Origin of the sequence: Pseudomonas sp. IT-P2 (assembly GCF_949767575.1) — a bacterium.
GTDB classification, from domain to species: domain Bacteria; phylum Pseudomonadota; class Gammaproteobacteria; order Pseudomonadales; family Pseudomonadaceae; genus Aquipseudomonas; species Aquipseudomonas pharyngis.
Window position 1 is genome coordinate 112,939 of sequence record NZ_CATKQA010000033.1, and the last position, 18,552, is coordinate 131,490.

16 protein-coding genes are annotated in these 18,552 nt (G+C 60.7%); 6 read left to right on the forward strand and 10 right to left on the reverse strand.

Annotated elements, in window-relative coordinates; genetic code table 11:
- Positions 1-19: 19 nt before the first annotated feature.
- The 6 genes from ACM6JM_RS16615 to yaaA all read right to left on the reverse strand — a co-directional run bounded on the left by ACM6JM_RS16615 (position 20) and on the right by yaaA (position 8,619).
- Entirely contained in the window at positions 20-1,507 is a 1,488-nt protein-coding gene (locus tag ACM6JM_RS16615) for an alginate export family protein (RefSeq protein ID WP_102717126.1), read from the reverse strand.
- Positions 1,504-2,910 (reverse strand): alginate biosynthesis TPR repeat lipoprotein AlgK, encoded by a 1,407-nt coding sequence (gene algK / locus ACM6JM_RS16620; protein WP_163974068.1) that lies wholly within the window; start codon positions 2,908-2,910, stop codon positions 1,504-1,506. The genes ACM6JM_RS16615 and algK overlap by 4 nt, the downstream gene beginning before the upstream one ends.
- 9 nt (positions 2,911-2,919) lie before the next feature.
- On the reverse strand, positions 2,920-4,089 hold the full coding sequence (locus ACM6JM_RS16625) for an alginate biosynthesis protein Alg44 (RefSeq protein WP_074691175.1): 1,170 nt from the start codon (positions 4,087-4,089) through the stop codon (positions 2,920-2,922).
- 35 nt (positions 4,090-4,124) lie between these two features.
- On the reverse strand, positions 4,125-5,606 hold the full coding sequence (alg8, locus tag ACM6JM_RS16630; protein ID WP_414882230.1) for a mannuronan synthase: 1,482 nt from the start codon (positions 5,604-5,606) through the stop codon (positions 4,125-4,127).
- Between the two features lie 106 nt (positions 5,607-5,712).
- On the reverse strand, positions 5,713-7,029 hold the full coding sequence (locus ACM6JM_RS16635; RefSeq protein ID WP_039769459.1) for a nucleotide sugar dehydrogenase: 1,317 nt from the start codon (positions 7,027-7,029) through the stop codon (positions 5,713-5,715).
- 810 nt (positions 7,030-7,839) lie between these two features.
- Positions 7,840-8,619, reverse strand: a complete 780-nt coding sequence (gene yaaA, locus ACM6JM_RS16640) for a peroxide stress protein YaaA (RefSeq protein WP_011332561.1) — start codon at positions 8,617-8,619, stop codon at positions 7,840-7,842.
- Positions 8,620-8,900: 281 nt separating this feature from the next.
- Between yaaA and ACM6JM_RS16645 the strand changes: the two genes are divergently transcribed.
- From ACM6JM_RS16645 to ACM6JM_RS16670, 6 genes are all read left to right on the forward strand, one after another.
- A complete protein-coding gene (locus tag ACM6JM_RS16645) occupies positions 8,901-10,025 on the forward strand; it encodes a polysaccharide deacetylase family protein (RefSeq protein WP_414882231.1) in 1,125 nt (374 codons plus the stop codon).
- Positions 10,026-10,374: 349 nt separating this feature from the next.
- Entirely contained in the window at positions 10,375-11,769 is a 1,395-nt protein-coding gene (locus tag ACM6JM_RS16650; RefSeq protein WP_011332563.1) for a PhoH family protein, read from the forward strand.
- Between the two features lie 101 nt (positions 11,770-11,870).
- Positions 11,871-12,344 carry a cyclic pyranopterin monophosphate synthase MoaC gene (gene moaC / locus ACM6JM_RS16655; RefSeq protein WP_064382454.1) on the forward strand — a complete coding sequence of 158 codons (474 nt, stop codon included), beginning with the start codon at positions 11,871-11,873 and terminating at the stop codon, positions 12,342-12,344.
- Positions 12,341-12,583 carry a MoaD/ThiS family protein gene (locus tag ACM6JM_RS16660; RefSeq protein ID WP_039769463.1) on the forward strand — a complete coding sequence of 81 codons (243 nt, stop codon included), beginning with the start codon at positions 12,341-12,343 and terminating at the stop codon, positions 12,581-12,583. The genes moaC and ACM6JM_RS16660 overlap by 4 nt, the downstream gene beginning before the upstream one ends.
- Positions 12,584-12,586: 3 nt before the next feature.
- Positions 12,587-13,039 (forward strand): molybdopterin synthase catalytic subunit MoaE, encoded by a 453-nt coding sequence (gene moaE, locus ACM6JM_RS16665; protein ID WP_039769465.1) that lies wholly within the window; start codon positions 12,587-12,589, stop codon positions 13,037-13,039.
- A gap of 200 nt (positions 13,040-13,239) precedes the next feature.
- A complete protein-coding gene (locus tag ACM6JM_RS16670; protein WP_085611408.1) occupies positions 13,240-14,016 on the forward strand; it encodes an ABC transporter substrate-binding protein in 777 nt (258 codons plus the stop codon).
- 108 nt (positions 14,017-14,124) lie between these two features.
- Here ACM6JM_RS16670 and ACM6JM_RS16675 read toward each other — a convergent pair whose 3' ends face one another.
- The 4 genes from ACM6JM_RS16675 to rhlB form a co-directional block, all read right to left on the reverse strand.
- Positions 14,125-14,766, reverse strand: a complete 642-nt coding sequence (locus ACM6JM_RS16675; RefSeq protein ID WP_039769469.1) for a transcriptional regulator — start codon at positions 14,764-14,766, stop codon at positions 14,125-14,127.
- Positions 14,767-14,859: 93 nt separating this feature from the next.
- Positions 14,860-15,987, reverse strand: coding sequence for an NAD(P)/FAD-dependent oxidoreductase (locus tag ACM6JM_RS16680; protein ID WP_085666867.1), 1,128 nt, complete (start codon positions 15,985-15,987; stop codon positions 14,860-14,862).
- 14 nt (positions 15,988-16,001) lie between these two features.
- Positions 16,002-16,946, reverse strand: a complete 945-nt coding sequence (locus tag ACM6JM_RS16685) for an ornithine cyclodeaminase family protein (RefSeq protein ID WP_039769472.1) — start codon at positions 16,944-16,946, stop codon at positions 16,002-16,004.
- Between the two features lie 124 nt (positions 16,947-17,070).
- Complete coding sequence (gene rhlB, locus ACM6JM_RS16690; RefSeq protein ID WP_103386425.1) at positions 17,071-18,537, reverse strand: ATP-dependent RNA helicase RhlB; 1,467 nt, start codon at positions 18,535-18,537, stop codon at positions 17,071-17,073.
- Positions 18,538-18,552 lie beyond the last annotated feature (15 nt).

Below are 18,552 nucleotides of genomic sequence, written 5' to 3' on the forward strand. Positions count from 1 at the left end.
ACTCCCTTGGCGGTCAGCATCAGAAGCGCCAGATCACGTCGATGAACGCGCGGTGCATGTACGAATCGACCTGGCTGCCGTAGGCATCACCCGGCTTGAACACGCCGCCACGGAAACGCACCAGCGCCGACGGTTCGTCGATCGACTGGCTCAGCGCCGCCGGCAGCAAGCCTTGCTTGAAGTACTTGGTGACCACCAGATCCATTTCCTGGCCCAGATCCTTGTTGCCGTCCTGCAGTGGCAGGGAAGTGCTGGAAAGGATCGCGCCGGTGACGTCGTCGGTGTTGTTCTCCACGGCGTTGATGCCGTTGCTGCCCACCGGCTTGTTGCCGTCCACACGCCAGAACTTGTGGTAGATCAGGCTGGCGTCGTACTGGTCGTTGAGCATCCACGAACCGAACAGGGTGGCGGTCTGCATGTTGTTCATTTCGCCACGGAACGCCTCGCCGAAACGGTGAACCCGCGAGCGAGTACCGGTGTAGTTCGAGCGGTTGCTTTCCAGGCCGTTCTGTTCGTAATCGGCGCTGGCACGGGCGTACGCCGCACCGACCTGCCATTGCGGATCGAGGCGCAGACGCACACCGATGTCGGTGGCCCAGCCGTCGACGTTGTCACTGCGCTTGGCTTGCGCCGGACGAGTGCCATCGGCGTTGAGGGCGTTGACCGTGTCGCGGTCGCCGCTCATGCCGGTGATACTGCCCCAGTAGTTGACGGTGTTGGTGTTGCGCCAGTTGTAGGCGTCGCTGTCGGCGGTCAAGCCGAGCCAGCTGATGTCGCCGTTTTCTTTCTTGTCCAGCGAATCGCCGGCCACGCCCGGCTCCGGATAGTCGAGCTTGCCGTCGTCGTGGGTGTGGTGACCGCGAATCCCGACCCAGTTGCCCGGTGTCCACTGGTAAGCGGCATCGGCGTAGGCGTGCAGGCGATCCTTGTCTTTCGGTGCCAGCTCTTTCAAATCGGTACGGTATTCGCTGAAGCGCTCGGCAACACCGGCGTTGGCGCGCAGCAGGGTGGTGTCGAAGGTCCAGTTCAGGGCTTCGATGTTGGTGTCGCGCCACTGGCCGTCGTCATTGCGCAGGCGCTGGCGACCGAACTTGAGGATCTCGCCGGGGTAGGGCGTCAGGCCGCTGTAGCCGACCCAGAACTCACGCATCGCCAGGTAGTTTTTCTTGGTCTTGCGGTCACCGTTGTCGGTGGTCTGGGTGCCCTCGCTGTCGGACTGCTGCAGGGTGTCGGTCTCGATGATGTCAGTCGAGGTCACGGCCTGGCCCATGGCATAGGCGCTCCACGCGCCGCTTTCGCCGTAGACCCACGGGCGCAGGTCGAGGCCGAGGCCGTTGACGTCGCCGCCGCTGGCGGTGCCGAGGTCGCGGTCGTCTTCGGACTGGCCGGTGATTTTCACTTCGAGGCCGAAGTTCTTCGATTCAGTCATCGCGGCCAGGGTCGGGCAAGACCAGATCAGCGCGAACGTGAGGCCAATGCCGGCCTTCACAAAGGGATTCAATTTCATAATTTTTCCTCGCCGTCTTCTTCTTGCAGGGCGTGCAGTTGCAGCGTGTTCTGGCTCAGGGCGCCACGGGTCGCCTGTTCCTGTTGCAGCAGGCGCTGGGCTTCGGCCAGGCGCTCGGGCGGCAGTTGGGCGGCGAGGGTGGTCGCCAGCTCATCGGCTTGCGGGGTGTTTTGCGCCTTGGCCAACTGGCTGAACACATAGGCATTGAGCGGGTCGGGCTTGGTGCCCTTGCCTTGGGAAAACAGCTGGGCGATGGCGAAATCGGCGCTGTTCTGGCCGTTGCGCGCAGCGGTCAGCAGATGGTCGAGGGCCTTCTGCGGATAGACCTTGCCCAGGTAGCCACGGCGGTAGATCTGGCCGAGGTAGTAATCGGCAGCGACTTCGCGGCCGACGGCTTTCTGGAAATGTTCCTCGGCGACTTTGGCGTCGGCCGGGACCAGTTTGCCTTCGTAGTAGAGCTTGCCCAGCAGCAGTTCGGCGCGCGGCTGATCGGCGGCGCGGCCGTTGTCCAGGTACTTCATCATCTGGTCGACGTCGCCCAGTTCCGGGAAGTCGTAGAGCAGTTGCGCGAGGGTGACCCACGACGCGGGGTAACCCGGCGCGATCGGCTCGAGCAGCGACTGCGCGGTTTTTTCGTCGGTCTTGCCCAGGGTCGAATCGGCCAGCACACGGGCCACGGAGTCCACCCGCTGAGCACTGACGGTGCCGCGGCTGTAACCGGCCTGCAGCTGCTTGATCAGCTCGGCCTGTTGCTCCGGCGCGCCACGTTTCTGATAGACCGTGGCCAGCTCGACGTAGCAGATGTCGGTGGTGTTGAGCGCGGCCTTGCAGATTTTTTCCACGTCATCCAGATGCTGGTCGTAAGTGCCCTGGGTGCGATACAGCAGCACTTGTGCGAGACCTGCTTCCGGGTAACCGGATTTGCGCCACTGGTCGATCTGCTGCTGGGCATTGATGTTCGGGAAACTGTGCGGGTATTGCAGGTACAGCATCGCGAGCGGGATCAGTGTGTTGCCTTCGCCACTGGCGGCGGCTTTCTTCAGCAGGCTTTCGGCTTCCTGATGCTCGGCTTCGGTGGAGCCGGGCTTGGCCACCAGCAAACGACCGAGTCGGGCCTGGGCACGCGGCGAAACACTGGCGGCGGCGCGGTAGGTGGCTTCGGCCTGTTTCATTTGTTCCGGGTCGCGGCTGTCGACCTGAATATCGGCGAGGCCCACCTGGGCTTCGCTGTAACCCAGATCGGCCAGCGCACGGTAGTTCTGCGCGGCGGTCGCGGTGTCACCGCGCTTGAGCGCTTCGTTGGCCAGACGCTGGTCGGGCAGGCCGGCGCAACCGGCCAGGGCGATTGCCATGGCCAGGGTCAGCGGGACCGGCAGGATTCTGATAGGGCTCGTCACGGGCATGTCCTCGACTTAAAGACCGGCAGCCATGGCTTTGTCGATCAGCCAGTTCAGGTTAGGACCACGGTCGCTGTTGACTTCCACCGGGCGGCCGGCGAAGCGGCTGTCCAGCGGCTCGTCAGGCTGGATCTGCACGCGGATGTCGGAGGACAGGTCGGCACTTTTCAGGCTGGTGCTGCTGACGATCTTGCCGGTGCGGGTCTTGTCTTCGCCGGCGATCTGGAAGCTCACCGGGGTGCCCGGACGCACGTCGCCGAACTGGCGATAGGAGAAGCGCGCATCGACGGTGGCCTGGGTGTTGCGCGGCACCAGCTGGAAGATCACGTCGCCCTTGCTCGCGTATTGACCGTCGGCCACCAGTTGCTGGGCCACGGTGCAATCGCACGGCGAGGTCAGGGTGCCGGTCATCTGCTTGCCGAAAAGTTCTTCAACCTTGGCCGGAGACAGTTGATCTTCTTCCAGGTGACCTTTGAGTACGTCGAGCATGCTGGTACTGAACGTTGCCAGTGGAGCGCCCTTGGCGGCGACGCCGTCGGACTTCACCAGGCTTTGTACGGTACCGTCGCGCGGCATGGTGATGTTCATCCCCGGCACGCTGACCAGACCGGCCTGCGCATGGCTGACGAAGTACATGCTGTACACCGATTTGAAAATGAAACCCGCCGCCACCAGGCCGACCGCGAAGATACCGGCGCTGAACGTCACCGCTTTCAGACGCCCGAACGGGGTCATGCCGGAGTCGCCGTCCTTGACCTTGCGGGCCTTGGTGAAGTTGTCGCGCTGCAGGGTTGCCAGCACTTCGCCGATGCTGACGATGTCGCCGGCCAGGTGCGAAGTGATCAGGTGGCGCAGGGTGGAAATGTCCTGCGGCTCGAGGTTCTGGAACTGGCAGCCAGCACGACCCGTCTGGCGGTCGTAGGAGCGCACTTGCAGTTCAACGTCCATGGCCAGGCCGAGGTTGTCGATGACGAACTGCAGACGCGCCTTGTACACCTCGCCGACGGTCAGCGGCAGTTGTCCGGCGTTGAACGCCAGACCACCGGCGGACAGGTCGAGGACCCGCGCTTCAACCGGACTCCGGTCGGGGCCGAAGAAACGCAGCTTGGCCGGGATTTTCACACGGGCGTGCTGGCGCTGGGCTTCGGATTCATGCACTACGTTGGCGTTGACGGCGGTATTCATGGGGGCGATTTCCTTGTTAATTCAATAGGGGCAGGTCAGACCATCATCAGCAGCACGGCGACGAAAATGCTGCCGGCGGAGAAGGTCATGGTCCGAGACGACCAGGTGTTGAACCAACGTTGAAAGCTGGCGAGATCACGGGTCAGGGAAGTGGGTTGGCGAGTCCAGGATTGTTGGTCGAGGCGGAAGAACACGTAGATCTTCACCAGCGCACCGACGATCTGGTTGTAATAGAGAATTGCCGGGTAAGCCGGGCCGATCCGGTGGCCGGAGCAGGACAGCAGCAGCGTCAGAATCAGACGGGTGATGCCGATCCACAGCAGGTAAACCAGGATGAACGCGGTGCCGTACTTGAAGCTGGCGATGATTGCCACGGTCAGGCCGAGCAAGGATGTCCACATCGATACGCGCTGGTCGAACAGCACCACCGAGGTGAAGGCGCCGAGGCGTTTTACACCCAGACCCAGAGCCCGGGAGTTCTGGCGCAGGTTGTTGCCGTACCAGCGGAACATCAGTTTGCGGCTGGCCTTGATGAAGCTCTTTTCCGGCGGGTGTTCAACGGTGTTGATCGCCGCATCCGGCACGTAGAAGGTGTCGTAGCCCAGGCGCATCAGGCTGAACCAGCTCGACTTGTCGTCGCCGGTCAGGAATTTGAAACGGCCCAGGCGCCAGTGTTGCAGCGAGTCGCTTTCAACGTCGGCGATGAATTCCGGGTTGGTGACCACGGTGGCGCGGAACACCGACATGCGCCCGGTCATGGTCAGCACGCGTTTGGACAGGGCCATCGAGCACATGTTGATGTGGCGCTGGGCGAAACGCAGCTTGTGCCATTCGCTCATGATGTAGCCGCCGCGCACTTCGCAGAACTCGTTGGTGGTCAGGCCGCCGACGTTGCCGAACATCTGGAACCATGGCACGGTTTTGCGCACGACGCCTTCGCCGAGCACGGTGTCGCCATCGATCACGGCCACCACGGCGCGGTCGTCCGGCAGGTGACGGGAGATCGCGCGGAAACCATAGGCCAGGCCATCGCGTTTGCCGGTGCCGGGAATGCGTACGAAGTCGAGTTTCACGCGGTCTGGCGGATTCATCCGCGCCCACAGTGCCTTGACCAGCAACTCATCGGACATTTCGACGATGGAGCAGACCACGGTGGTTGGCAGTTCGCAGTCGATGGCTTCGCGGATCACCGAGCTGTAAACCTGCGCGGTGGTCAACGCGTCGATGCGAAAACTGGTGACCATCAGAAACACATGGGACGGGTCCGCCGCCTTACCCAGCTTGCGAACCTTGCGGCGCAGGTGCGGGTAGACGATGTAGAGAAAAATCATGCCGCGCACAAAGTGCGTGGCACCCATCGAGTAGCGCCAGATACCTACGGCGCCAATCAGGAAAATGAAGTCCTTCGACTCGGAGTCGAATGTGGACGTGGGCAGCATCAGGGCCAGGCCCATCAGCAGGTTCAGAAACAAAAGCCAGCCGGCGGATTGCAGAAAAAAATGTTTGAGCTTGGACATGACCGTCATCCGAAGGTGATGGGAGCTTTAAGCGACAAGCTTCAAGCTTCGAGCTGCAAGTGAAACGCTTTGGCTTGCAGCTCGAGGCTTGTCGCTTAGGGCCGAGTTACCAGCAGATGCCTTCAGTGCGGCTACCGGCACTGGTGGCCTTGGACATGAAGCCCACCAGGTCGATCACCTGCTTGCCCTGCGGCGCTTCTTCGGCGAGGGCGCGGAACTTCTCGTCGCGGTTGCCCAGGATGATCACGTCGGAGTTGTCGATCACCGAATCGAAGTCCGAATTGAGCAGGGACGATACGTGCGGGATCTTCGACTCGATGTAGTCCTTGTTCGCGCCGTGGACACGGGCGTACTGGACGTTGCTGTCGTAGATGCTCAGGTCGTAGCCCTTGCCGATCAGCATCTCGGCCAGCTCCACCAGCGGACTTTCGCGCAGGTCGTCGGTGCCGGCCTTGAAGCTCAGGCCCAGCAGGGCGACTTTGCGTTTGTCGTGGCTTTCAACGATATCGAAGGCGTTCTGCACTTGCGATTCGTTGCTGCGCATCAGCGAGTTGAGCAGCGGCGCTTCGACGTCCAGGGAGCCGGCGCGGTAGGTCAGGGCGCGCACATCTTTCGGCAGGCACGAACCACCGAAGGCGAAGCCCGGGCGCATGTAGTACTGGGACAGGTTGAGGGTCTTGTCCTGGCAGACCACGTCCATCACTTCGCGGCCATCGACGCCCACCGCTTTGGCGATGTTGCCGATCTCGTTGGCGAAGGTCACTTTGGTGGCGTGCCAGACGTTGCAGGTGTACTTGATCATCTCGGCGACGGCGATGTCCTTGCGGATGATCGGTGCGTCGAGTTCTTCGTACAGCGATTGCAGAACGTCACCCGACGCCTTGTCGAACTCGCCGATGACGGTCATCGGTGGCTGGTCGTAGTCGGCGATCGCGGTGGATTCACGCAGGAACTCTGGGTTGACCGCCACGCCGAAATCGACGCCGGCTTTCTTGCCGGAGCAGTCTTCGAGAATCGGGATGACAACGTTTGCCACGGTGCCCGGCAGTACGGTGCTGCGCACGACGATGGTGTGACGGGTGGATTTTTCACGCAGGACAAAACCGATCTCGCGGCACACCGCTTCGATGTAGTTCAGTTCCAGGTCGCCGTTCTTCTTGCTCGGCGTACCGACGCAGATCATCGACAGGTCGGTGTCGCGAATCGCTTCGGCGAAGTTGGTCGTACCGCGCAGACGACCGGTCTGGATACCTTGTGCGAGCAACTCACCCAGGCCCGGTTCAACAATGGGAGATTTGCCAGCGTTGATCATGTCGATCTTGTCTTTGGCAACATCGACGCCCACCACGTCGTGGCCCCGAGCAGACAGGCAACCGGCACATACTGCGCCAACGTAACCCAAACCAAATATGCTGATGCGCATCGCAATTACCTCTGTATATATCAGGCCTTAGAGGGCCGGAGTTAATGGTGTTCAGCGTTCATTAGTGCACTCGAAAGTGCGGCATACAGGCGCCACAATGCCGTGTGCAGGCATACTAAGTTTCGAGTGTCTAAATAAGTGCACTCAAGATGTGCGTAACCAGGCCTTGTTGTTATGACGTGCCCTGTTATGCAGCCGATCTTCTTTGGAGAAGACTCTTGTGCAATCGTCTTGCGCGCTCGATGGCAGGATGAAAGTCCCGTAAATCAAGCGGTTGGGTGCTCAGGCGAGCACGTTTATAAGGGCGCGGCCATGGCCTTTGTAGGGGATATTAATGGTGCGTATCTCCTGTCCATCGTCTGCTTTGAGACTAGTTAGTCATCTAGGCAAGTTGCTGTGACAACTTGGTTACATGGCTATCTGCTCCGCGTAAGTTATCTCGTACAAACTCGGCGAGAATCGTTACCGGTGGTATGAGCTATGCATTCGGACGAAGTTCCTGTCCGCTCATCGCGAAATCTGAAATTTCTTGAAATATTGTCAGAGATGGCACCAGTATCAATTTGATAGCAATTTCGTTTTCGACCTTTAATAACAGGCGAAAAATCACGTTAGATAGTTTTGTGCCACTACGGTGAAAAAATTTAGGTGCCACTACTGAAAAAAATGATCAGTGTCGAGTGAAACTAATCTTAGAAAAGGCAGGGAGGTTTTTCTGGCGCCATTAAAATGGCGAAATGTGGCGAGGGTTTTTTGACATCGTGCGAGCTGCACGACTCTTCATATAAAGAGTCGTGCATTAGGCATGCTTTATTCGGGGGCGTGATCGCGTAGAAACACCAGATTATCCGGTTTCGATTGCTCGGCGCTGTAGCGATAACCCTGCACATCGAACTGTTTGAGCAGGGCCGGATCGTTGATTTTTTCCTGGATCACGAAACGGCTCATCAGGCCTCGGGCCTTTTTCGCGTAGAAGCTGATGATCTTGTATTGGCCGTTCTTCTGATCCTTGAATTCGGTGTTGATGATCCGCGCGTTCAGGGCCGTGCGCTTGACCGCCGAGAAGTACTCGTTGGATGCCAGGTTCAACAGCACGTCATCGCCCTGATCGGCCAGCGCTTCGTTCAGCCACTCGCTGATGCGCGTGCCCCAGAAGGCGTACAAGTCTTTGCCCCGGGCGTTGGCCAGTTTGGTGCCCATTTCCAGGCGATATGGCTGCATCAGGTCGAGCGGGCGCAGCAGGCCATAGAGGCCGGAGAGCATGCGCAGGTGTTTTTGCGCGTAATCGAAATTGGCTTCACTGAAGGATTGCGCGTCGAGACCGGTGTAGACGTCACCCTTGAACGCGAGCAGCGCCTGCTTGGCGTTTTCCGGCGTGAACGCTGGTGTCCAGCTGCCGAAACGCGCGGCGTTGAGGCCGCCGATCTTGTCGGACACGTGCATCAGTTCGCTGATCTGCGCCGGGCTCAGTTCGCGCAGTTGCTGGATCAGTTCCTGGGAATGGTCGAGGTATTGCGGCTGAGTGAAGCGCTGGGTCGCCGGCGGTGTTTCGTAATCGAGGGTCTTGGCGGGGGAAATCACCATCAGCATGAAGTCGTCTCCTTTAATCGTGGGGGCGATTCTAGGGGGTTGGGGCGGATGACTCCAGCTATCAGGTCCATAGGTGATCGGCGGTGTGCCACCCAACCCTGATCGTTTCCACGCTCTGCATGGGAATGTAGTCAGTGACGCTCTGCGTCACCCCGGCAGCGGACGCAGCGCGTCCGGGGAGGCGTTACCACGCAGAGCGTGGGAACGATCATCTGTGTGCCTGCAGGAATTACTGTCGGATCGGCTATAGTGCGGCGCGGGTTTTGTAATGGAGACACCCTTTGCGCATTGTTCTTTTCTTCACCGCGTGGCTGTTGAGCGTCGGTGCCGTTGCGGCGCCGGGCGATATCGCGACGCTGGATCGCAGCACCTGGCCGGAAAAGCTCGACAACCCGACGCTGTTCGACGTCGCCTCGCGGGCGGAAATTCTGATGTTCGCCCGAGGCCTGCTCGGCACCGAAGCGCTGGATGAGGCTGCGCTGGCTCAGCGTCTGGGGCTGCGCACGGTCAATCTGGATGCGATCAACAGCCTGCGCGAGCGGCTGTGGCAGCGTCTGCTCGCCAACTACAACTTCGCCCAGCAAAGCTGCGATCAGGACGCCTCGTTCTGCTTCCTCGTCGAGGACCTGCCGACCCTGCGCGAGCAGGCCGCCAAATTCGTGGTCAGCGACGAAAGCTATTACACCAAGTGGGCCGAGCCGAGCCGGATCTTCCATCTGCAATATCTCGATGAACTGATGCGCAAGGCTGCGCTGTCACCGCAGGCCAGCAGCGAAATCGATCATTTCGGAGACTACGAGCGCAACGGCGACGACATGCACGATCGCCTGTTTCTGCTGACTTTCGACAGCGCCGCCAACCTGCAGCCGGACAATACCGACTGGCTCGCCGAGTACCTGCGCAAGTCGAACCTGAGCGGCACCTTCTTCATGTTGGGCAAGGATGTTCAGGCGCGATTGGCCGACCGTTCCGTCAGCAGCCTGCAAGCGGCGTTTTCGCAGCAGTGCGTCGGCGTGCAGGGCTGGGAATTCAGGTCCCACAGCCACTGGCAGGACTGGCAGGATTCGGTGCGGCGCAGTGCCGATCTGGTCCGCAACAAGCTGCCGGAAAACTACGTGCCGCTGTTCCGTCCACCGGAAGGGCAACGTCGCAGCGATGCCCGGAGCTTTTTCAACAGCCAGGGCCTGCAAGTGGCGCTGTGGGACATCGATGCCCAGGACGGCGCCGGCAAGCTCAAGGGCGCTCCGAGCGCGCAGCGGGTGCTGACCCTGATGCTGCTGTGGCGGCACGGGGTGATCAATTTCAACATGAAACAGGATGCGGTGAAGACCGCGTTGCCGTGGCTGATCACGCAAACCGCGCAAAGCGGCATCGGCTGGGAAGACTGTCAGGACGCGTTTCGCTGAAAAACGGCAAGAGCCCGGAAACATTGGGCTTGGGGTGAATTTTTTGCAGAATTCGATTCAGGCGGACTTCCGACTCTAACGGGGGCAGGGCGGTCCGCCAAGGGCTTTTCGTCACTTTGCAAAATAAACTTCAAAAAAGCGTCAAAGAGCTTTTTTCTGTCACGGGTTTTGGAGTATTACGAAGTCAGACCGCCGAAACCTGCAACACAGGTGGCGTCTTCCAAGACCCATTTTGTGTGCGGTTCACCTGCTATCCCGACAAAAGCTGTGCAGGTGGATTCGGCAGTCACTTCGAGGCGCAGCACCGCCGAGGTATTGCGTCGAATGGCTCCCACAAAGGTGACCGAGTATGGATGATCACGGACGTAGCCCTTCCTCCAACCAGCCAATCCTTTATGTACTCGATACCAACGTACTGATTCACGATCCGAACGCCCTGCTGAATTTCGAAGAACACCACGTCGCGATCCCGATGACCGTGCTTGAAGAGCTGGACAAGCTCAAGAGCGGGCATCACAGCGTGGCCGCCGAATGCCGTCAGGCGATCCGGCTGATCGACAAGACCCTGGGCGATGCCTCACCCGATGATGTCGAACAGGGCGTGCCGATCCAGCGTGGCAAGGGCGGTCCGAAGGGCTTGCTGTCGATTCTGATGAGCAAGCAGGCCGAATCGAACCTGATTCTGCCCGAGCATCTGAACGACAACAAAATCATCAACCAGCTGATTGACCTGCACACCCGCGAACCGAGCAAACCGGTGGTGCTGGTCACCAAAGACATCAACATGCGCCTCAAGGCGCGCGCCTGCGGGATCGACGCCGAGGACTACAGCACCGACCAACTGGTCGACGACGTGTCCCTGCTGCCCAACGGCTATCACAACATGACCGGCTCTTTCTGGGACCGCGTGAGCAAGGTCGAAACCCGTCAGGACCACGGTCGCACCTGGCATCAGGTCCAACTGATCGACAACCTGCCTGCCGTGCATATCAACGAATTCATCATTGATGAGCAGGGCTTCGTCGGCTGGATCAAGGAGATCGAAGAAGACAAGCTGCTGATCCTCGACCTGCACCAGGAACCGCTGTTGCACCAGGAAGCCTGGGGCCTCAAGCCACGGGACATCTATCAGAGCCTGGCGCTGTACGCGCTGCTGGATCCGGACATTCACCTGGTCAACCTGTCCGGCGCCGCCGGCTCGGGTAAAACCATTCTGGCGCTGGCCGCGGCAATCGAGCAGACCATGGTCAGCAAGCGTTATCGCCGTATCATCGCCACCCGCAGCGTGCAGGGCCTGGACCAGGAAATCGGCTTCCTGCCCGGCACCGAGGCGGAAAAAATGGAGCCTTGGCTCGGCGCTATCACCGACAACCTCGAAGCCTTGCACATGGATGACGAAAACACCCATGGCAGCGTCGACTACATCCTCAGCAAAGTGCCGTTGCAGTTCAAATCGCTCAACTACATTCGCGGTCGCAGCTTCCAGCAGAGCCTGATCCTGATCGACGAATGCCAGAACCTCACGCCGCACCAGATGAAAACCATCATCACCCGGGCCGGCGCCGGTTCCAAAGTGGTGTGCCTGGGCAACCTGGCACAGATCGACACCCCTTACCTGTCCGCGACCAGCTCCGGGCTGACTTACCTGACCGAACGCTTCAAGGATTTCCCCAACGGTGTGCACATCACCCTGCAAGGGGTGCCTCGCTCGATCCTGGCCGAATACGCCGAATCGCATCTGTAACCGTCAAACCGAACCGGGCGACTGCAAAGTCGCCCGGTTTTTTATGTGCGCAATTCTGACCCCCAGGTTTACAATCGACGCTCCTGATCAGGAGTAATCCCGTGCTGACTCATCTCGATTCCCAAGGTCGCGCCAACATGGTCGACGTCACCGAAAAAGCCGTGACGTTCCGTGAAGCGACGGCCCAAGCGCTGGTGCGCATGCTGCCCGATACCCTGCAGATGATTGTCAGCGGCGGCCATCCCAAGGGCGACGTGTTCGCCGTGGCGCGCATTGCCGGCATTCAGGCGGCGAAGAAAACCAGTGACCTGATTCCCCTGTGCCATCCGCTGATGCTGACCGGCGTCAAGGTCGAACTCAGCGCCGAAGGCGATGACACGGTACGCATCGTGGCTCGCTGCAAACTGTCCGGGCAGACCGGCGTCGAGATGGAAGCACTGACCGCCGCCAGCGTCGCCGCGCTGACGATCTACGACATGTGCAAGGCCGTGGATCGCGGCATGACCATCGAAAGTGTGCGCCTGCTGGAGAAAGTCGGCGGCAAGAGCGGGCATTTCCAGGCGGAGCAGCCATGAACCTGACCGTGAAGTTTTTTGCCCGTTACCGCGAGGCGCTGGGCGTGGATTCGGTGAAGGTCGAGGGTGATTTCTTCACCGTCGATGACGTTCGTGCGTTGCTGGCGCAGCGTGAGGGGGCCGAGGTGCTGAGCGAACAGAACCTGATGTGCGCACGCAACGAAGACCTCTGCCAGCTCGACGAGCCGGTGGTGGATGGCGACGAAGTGGCGTTTTTCCCCACCGTGACCGGAGGCTGAGCCATGCACATTCGGGTGCAGTCCGAACCGTTCGATCCGGGTGCCGAAGTCAACGCGATGCACGCGGCCAATGTCGGCGTCGGCGCGGTGGTGAGTTTTGTCGGCTACGTGCGCGACTTCAACGATGGCCTCGATGTCGCCGGAATGTTCCTCGAACACTATCCGGGCATGACCGAAAAGGCCCTCGGCAAGATCGCCGTTGAAGCCGAGGAGCGTTGGCCGCTGTTGAAACTGGAAGTGCTGCACCGCATCGGCGCGCTGGAACCGGGTGAGCCGATCGTGTTTGTCGCCGCTGCCAGTGCCCACCGCCAGGCAGCGTTCGACGCCTGCGCCTTCGTCATGGATTACCTGAAGACCCGTGCACCGTTCTGGAAGAAAGAGAACACCAGCGACGGCCCGCGCTGGGTCGAAGGCCGTGACAGCGATCATGCGGCGGCGGATCGCTGGAAGCAGTAAATCTTCTTTTATCCCCTCTAGTGCATCAGCCGACCATTGGCTGATGCCGATGGCTTTTGCCTGATTGACGATTTGTACATGAAAGTCCAATATGGATTTACAAGTACAAAAATAGTCTCATGCTTGAAGCTTCAGGCTTGCCGCTTGCAGCTGCTCTTCTTCGTCTTGCCAAACCAACAACAACCCGCGAGAGAACGAACATGAAGAAATTCCCCCTCATCACCGGTCTGGCACTGAGCCTGTTGGCGTGCAGCAGCGCGTTCGCCGCCGAGAAAACCCTGCGCATCGGTATCGAAGCGGCGTATCCGCCCTTCGCCTCGAAGACCGACAAGGGTGAAATCGTCGGTTTCGACTACGACATCGGCAATGCCCTGTGCGCGCAGATGCAGGTCAAGTGCGTGTGGGTCGAGGGCGAGTTCGACGGTCTGATTCCTTCCCTGAAAGTGAAGAAAATCGACATGGCGCTGTCGTCCATGACCATCAACGAAGACCGCAAGAAGTCGGTGGACTTCACCCACAAGTACTATTTCACCTCGTCGCGGCTGGTGATGAAGGAAGGCGCGAGCGTCGATGACCAGTACGCCAGCCTCAAAGGCAAGACCGTCGGCGTACAGCGTGCAACCACCACCGACCGTTACGCCACCGAGGTGTTCGAGCCCAAGGGCATCAACGTCAAGCGCTACGGCAACAACGAAGAAATCTACATGGACCTGGCGGCCGGGCGTCTCGACGCGATCTTCGCCGACACCATCCCGCTGAACGACTTCCTGTCGATGCCGCGCGGCAAGGGGTACGCCTTTGTCGGGCCTGAGCTGAAGGATCCGAAGTATGTGGGCGAGGGCGCGGGGATTGCGGTGCGCAAGGGCAACACCGAACTGGTCAGCCAGTTGAACACTGCCATCGACGGCATTCGCGCCAGTGGCGAATATCAGAAGATTTCCGAGAAGTACTTCAAATCGGACATCTACGGCGACTGATCGTCCGCCATCGCTGGCAAGCCAGCTCCCACAGAGATTTTCGGTGTACACAAAACCTGTGGGAGCTGGCTTGCCAGCGATGAGGCCGTCAGATTCACCGCAAAATCTTCAGCCCTTCAATTCCTTCAAATGCTTGTACACCGTCGCCCGCCCCATGTTCAGCACATTGGCCACATAGTTCGAGGCGCTCTTGCCCTTGAACGCCCCCTCGGCGTGCAGCGCCAATACCAGTTCGCGTTTGTGATCGCGGGTCAGCAGGTTCAGGCTCAGTTGCCGTTCGCGTAGCCAGGCGTGCAGGAAAGTGTTGATGCGCTCCTGCCAGTCATCGCGAAACAGCGAGTCCGGTTGCGGGATCAGTTTGCTCGGCGAGAGGAACAGGTCCAGCGCAGCTTTGGCATTTTCGAACAGCGAAATATTCAGGTTGATGCACAGCACCGCCAGCGGATGCCCTTCGCTGTCGCGCAGCACGGTGCTCAGGCTGCGAATCTTCTGGCCGTCCCAATTGAGCTTTTCGTACGGGCCGATGTTCCGTTCGCTGACCTCGTCGCTGAGCATGTCTTCCAGCGACGATTCATCGCCGATCACCCGTTTCGACAGGTTGTTGGCGATGTAGTCGACCTTCTGCGTGCGCAGGTCGTGCAACACCACTTCGGCATGGGGAAAGAACAGCGTGGCAATGGCGTCGGCGATGGCGTGGTAGTTGTCCAGCGCGGCGTCATGCAGCTCGGGCGTGTGTTCGGGGGCGGTCATAACTGTGGAGCTCCAGGCAACGTCAACGCCCCCGTGATCCGGGGGCGTTGCGAGTGTGCCGCAATCCGTCGGGCGCGTCATCCGGGCGGACGTTCAGGCCAGGCGGGCAGGGGCGAGCATGGCGGCGGTCAGGCCGAATTGTTGAAGGTGTTCGGGTAACGATTCACCACGCACCAGCGCGGCGCTGGCCTGGCCCATGGCCGGGGAGGTCTGGATACCGTAACCACCCTGGGCCGCGACCCAGAACAGCCCCGGCACCTGCGGATCGAACCCGGACAGCAAATCGCCGTCAGCCACGAAACTACGCAGGCCGGCCCAGGTGCGGGTCGGGCGGCGGATGGTCAGGGTCGTCGCTTCCTCGATCTGGTAAATGCCCATGGCAATGTCCAGTTCTTCGGGTTGTACGTCGTGGGGTTCGACCGGGTCGGCGTTGGCCGGCGAGCCGAGGAACATGCCGGCGTCGGGCTTCATATAGAAGGATTCGTCGAGGCTGACCAGCATCGGCCAATGGTGGATGTCGACGCCCTCCGGGCCGGCGAAAATGAACGCGGCCCGGCGTTTCGGTTGCAGGCCCAGCGGCCGGGCACCGGCCAGTGCAGCGATCTTGTCGGCCCAGGCGCCGGCGGCGTTGATCACGACGGGAGCGCTGAAGCTCTGGCCGTTGGTCTGCACTTGCCAGATGCCGTCGGCGTCGCGGCTCATTCCGAGCACTTCGCAATCGGTCTGCACCTGGCCGTTGTTGCGGCGGATACCGCGCAGATAGCCCTGATGCAGGGCGTCGGTGTCGATGTCGCTGGCGGTCGGGTCGTAGATCGCGCCATGGACTTTCTCCCGACGCAGGATCGGCAGCCGCGCGCAGGCTTCATCCGCGCTGAGCAGCTGCATCTGCGGCACCGTGGCCTTGGCGCTGAGGTATTGATTGTTCAGCTCGGCGGCGTCGCCGGTGAAGTCGACGGTCATTTCGCCGCGCGGGGTCAGCAGCGGGTGCTCGCAGAAACCGCTGGGCGGATGGTCGAAGAATTCGCGGCTGGCCTGGGTCAGCGCCCGGACCTGCGCAGTGCCGTAAGCAGCGGTGAACAGCGCAGCCGAACGCCCGGTGGAGTGATAGGCCGGGTGCGACTCGCGCTCCAGCACCACGACCTTGCCATGTTGCGACAGCCAAAAACCGGTGGAAGCGCCGGCAATCCCGCCGCCGATGATGATGAAATCTGCATGACTCATGAAAATCTCCGGTGTCAGCGCTGCAATTGATAGACGGCGTTGGCCAGGGCGATGTCTTCCAGGCCCAGACCGATGGAGCGGAAAAACACGTGACGGTTGTAATCGGGGCGCTGCACTTTTTCGCTGAGCAGATCCGCGAGATCACCGAGGATCGCGCTGTGGTCCCAGCCATGTTGTTCGCTGGCGATCAGCATCTCGCCGGCCGAGTCCGGGGTGGTCATACGATAGTCACAGAACACCTGCATGTCGTTGAGGCTTTGCGGCGGCACTTCGTGGGCGCGCGGTGCGTTGGTGCTTATCGAAGTGATGAGCGCCGGTTTGCTTAAAGTTGCCGGGTCGATCACGGGGCCGGCGGACGAGGTGCAGAGCATGATCACGTCGGCCTCGGCGATGGCGGTTTCGCGGCTGTCGGCGATGCTCACCCGTGAATCAAGGGTTTGCAGTTGGCGGGCGGTTGCCGGGTCGTCGCTCAAGGTCGGCGAGTACACACTGATGCTCTGCCAGTCGCGCAACGTTTTGACGTAATGCAGGTGCGCCTGGGCGACCTTGCCGCTGCCGATGATTGCCAGTCGCGTGGCTTTCAGGGGGGCGAGGGCATCGACCGCCACGGCGGTGGTCGCAGCGGTACGGGCGGTGGTCAGTTCGCCGGCATCGCAGAGCAGCAGCGGCTGGCCGGTGTGCATCGACATCAACAACGTCCACGCCGTCACCAGCGGGCCTTGTTCGCGAACGATGTACGGCGAAGTCTTGACCCCGTACACGCCGTCTTCGGCCAATACGCCGAGATAGTTGATGAAGTCCCCAGCGCCCTGGGGGAACTCCACCAGTTGCTGCGCCGGTTGCACCGCATGCCCGGCCGCCAGATCGCGGAACAGCTTGCGCAGGATCTGCGGCACATCGATCCGGGCCAGCAGCTCGCGGGCCTGGGTTTGGTCGATCACGTAAGGCGTACTGGACATGTTGGACTCCGCAGATTGTTTCTAAACTAATTTGTCCATTATGGACTTTTAGTTTTGTTGAACAATATCCGGGCGAAAAAAAAGCGCAGTCCGTTGCCGGCTGCGCTTCGCTTTATAGCGTCGCTTACTGTGGACGCTTGCGCTCAACCGCCCGCAATAGATGGGTCGGCGGCGTTTCACAGCTGATCTTGCGACCGAGCTTTTCTTCGATGGACGGCAACTGATAGGAGTCGTCCTCACCGGCGAAGCTGATCGACACGCCGTCGGCGCCAGCACGACCGGTACGACCGATACGGTGCACATAGTCGTCCGGGACTTCCGGCAGGGTGAAGTTGATCACGTGGCTGATGCCGTCGATGTGGATACCGCGCCCGGCCACGTCGGTGGCGACCAGTACCCGGATCTTGCCTTCGCGGAAGCCTTCGAGCGTCTTGATCCGCTTGTGCTGCGGCACGTCGCCGGACAGTTGCGCGGCGTTGATGCCGTCACGCACCAGGCGTTCTTCGATACGGCGCACTTCGTCCTTGCGGTTGGCGAACACGATCACTCGCTCCCAGCCGTTGTCGTTGACCAGGTTGAACAACAGTTTGTATTTGTCGGCACCGGCCACCGCGTAGATGTGCTGCTCGACGTTCTCGTTGGCCACGTTGGTGACTTCGATTTCGACGATCGCAGGATCGGTGGTCCACTGCTTGGCGAGGTTCATCACGTCGTCGGTGAAGGTCGCGGAGAACAGCAGAGTCTGGCGTTCGCTTTTCGGCGGGGTCTGGCGAATGATCTGTCGGACCTGCGGGATGAAGCCCATGTCGAGCATGCGGTCGGCTTCGTCCAGCACCATCACTTCGACCATGTCCAGGTGCACGTCGCCGCGCTGGTTGAAGTCAAGCAGGCGGCCCGGGGTCGCGACGAGGATGTCGCAATGGCGCGCTTCGAGGTGCTTGAGCTGCTTGTCGAAGTCCATGCCGCCGACGAACGTCATGACGTTGAGGCCGGTGTACTTGGTCAGGTCGGCTGCGTCCTTGGCGATCTGCACCACCAGCTCGCGGGTCGGCGCGATGATCAGCGCCCGTGGTTCGCCCATGTAGCGCTCTTTCGGCGGCGGGGTCTGCAACAGCTGGGTGATGATCGAGATCAGGAACGCGGCAGTCTTGCCGGTGCCGGTCTGGGCGCGGCCGATGGCGTCTTTGCCGGCGAGCGTATAACCCAGCACCTGGGCCTGGATCGGTGTGCAATACGGGAAACCCAGGTCGTGGATGGCGTGCATCAGTTCCGGGGCGAGCTTGAAATCGTGGAAGCGGGTCTTGCCTTCCTGCGGCTCGACGACGAAGTCTTCGAGTTTCCAGGGAATCACCGGCGCCTTGGGCTTGGGTTCGCGACGTGGTTTGGCCGGTTTCGGTGCTTCGCTGCGGGCCGGCTCGGTAGCGGGCGCGGCAGCTGGAGCGGGTTTCGGTTCGCGTTTGGGCGTCTGGCGGTCGGCCTGGCTGGCATCGTTGCGATGACCGGGGGCGTGCGACGGCGCAGTGGGGACTGGCGCGAGCTGCTCAGCCTCGCTTTTACCGAACATTTTCTTGAGTGCTTTGAGCACGGTCATCTCATCAATTGGTTA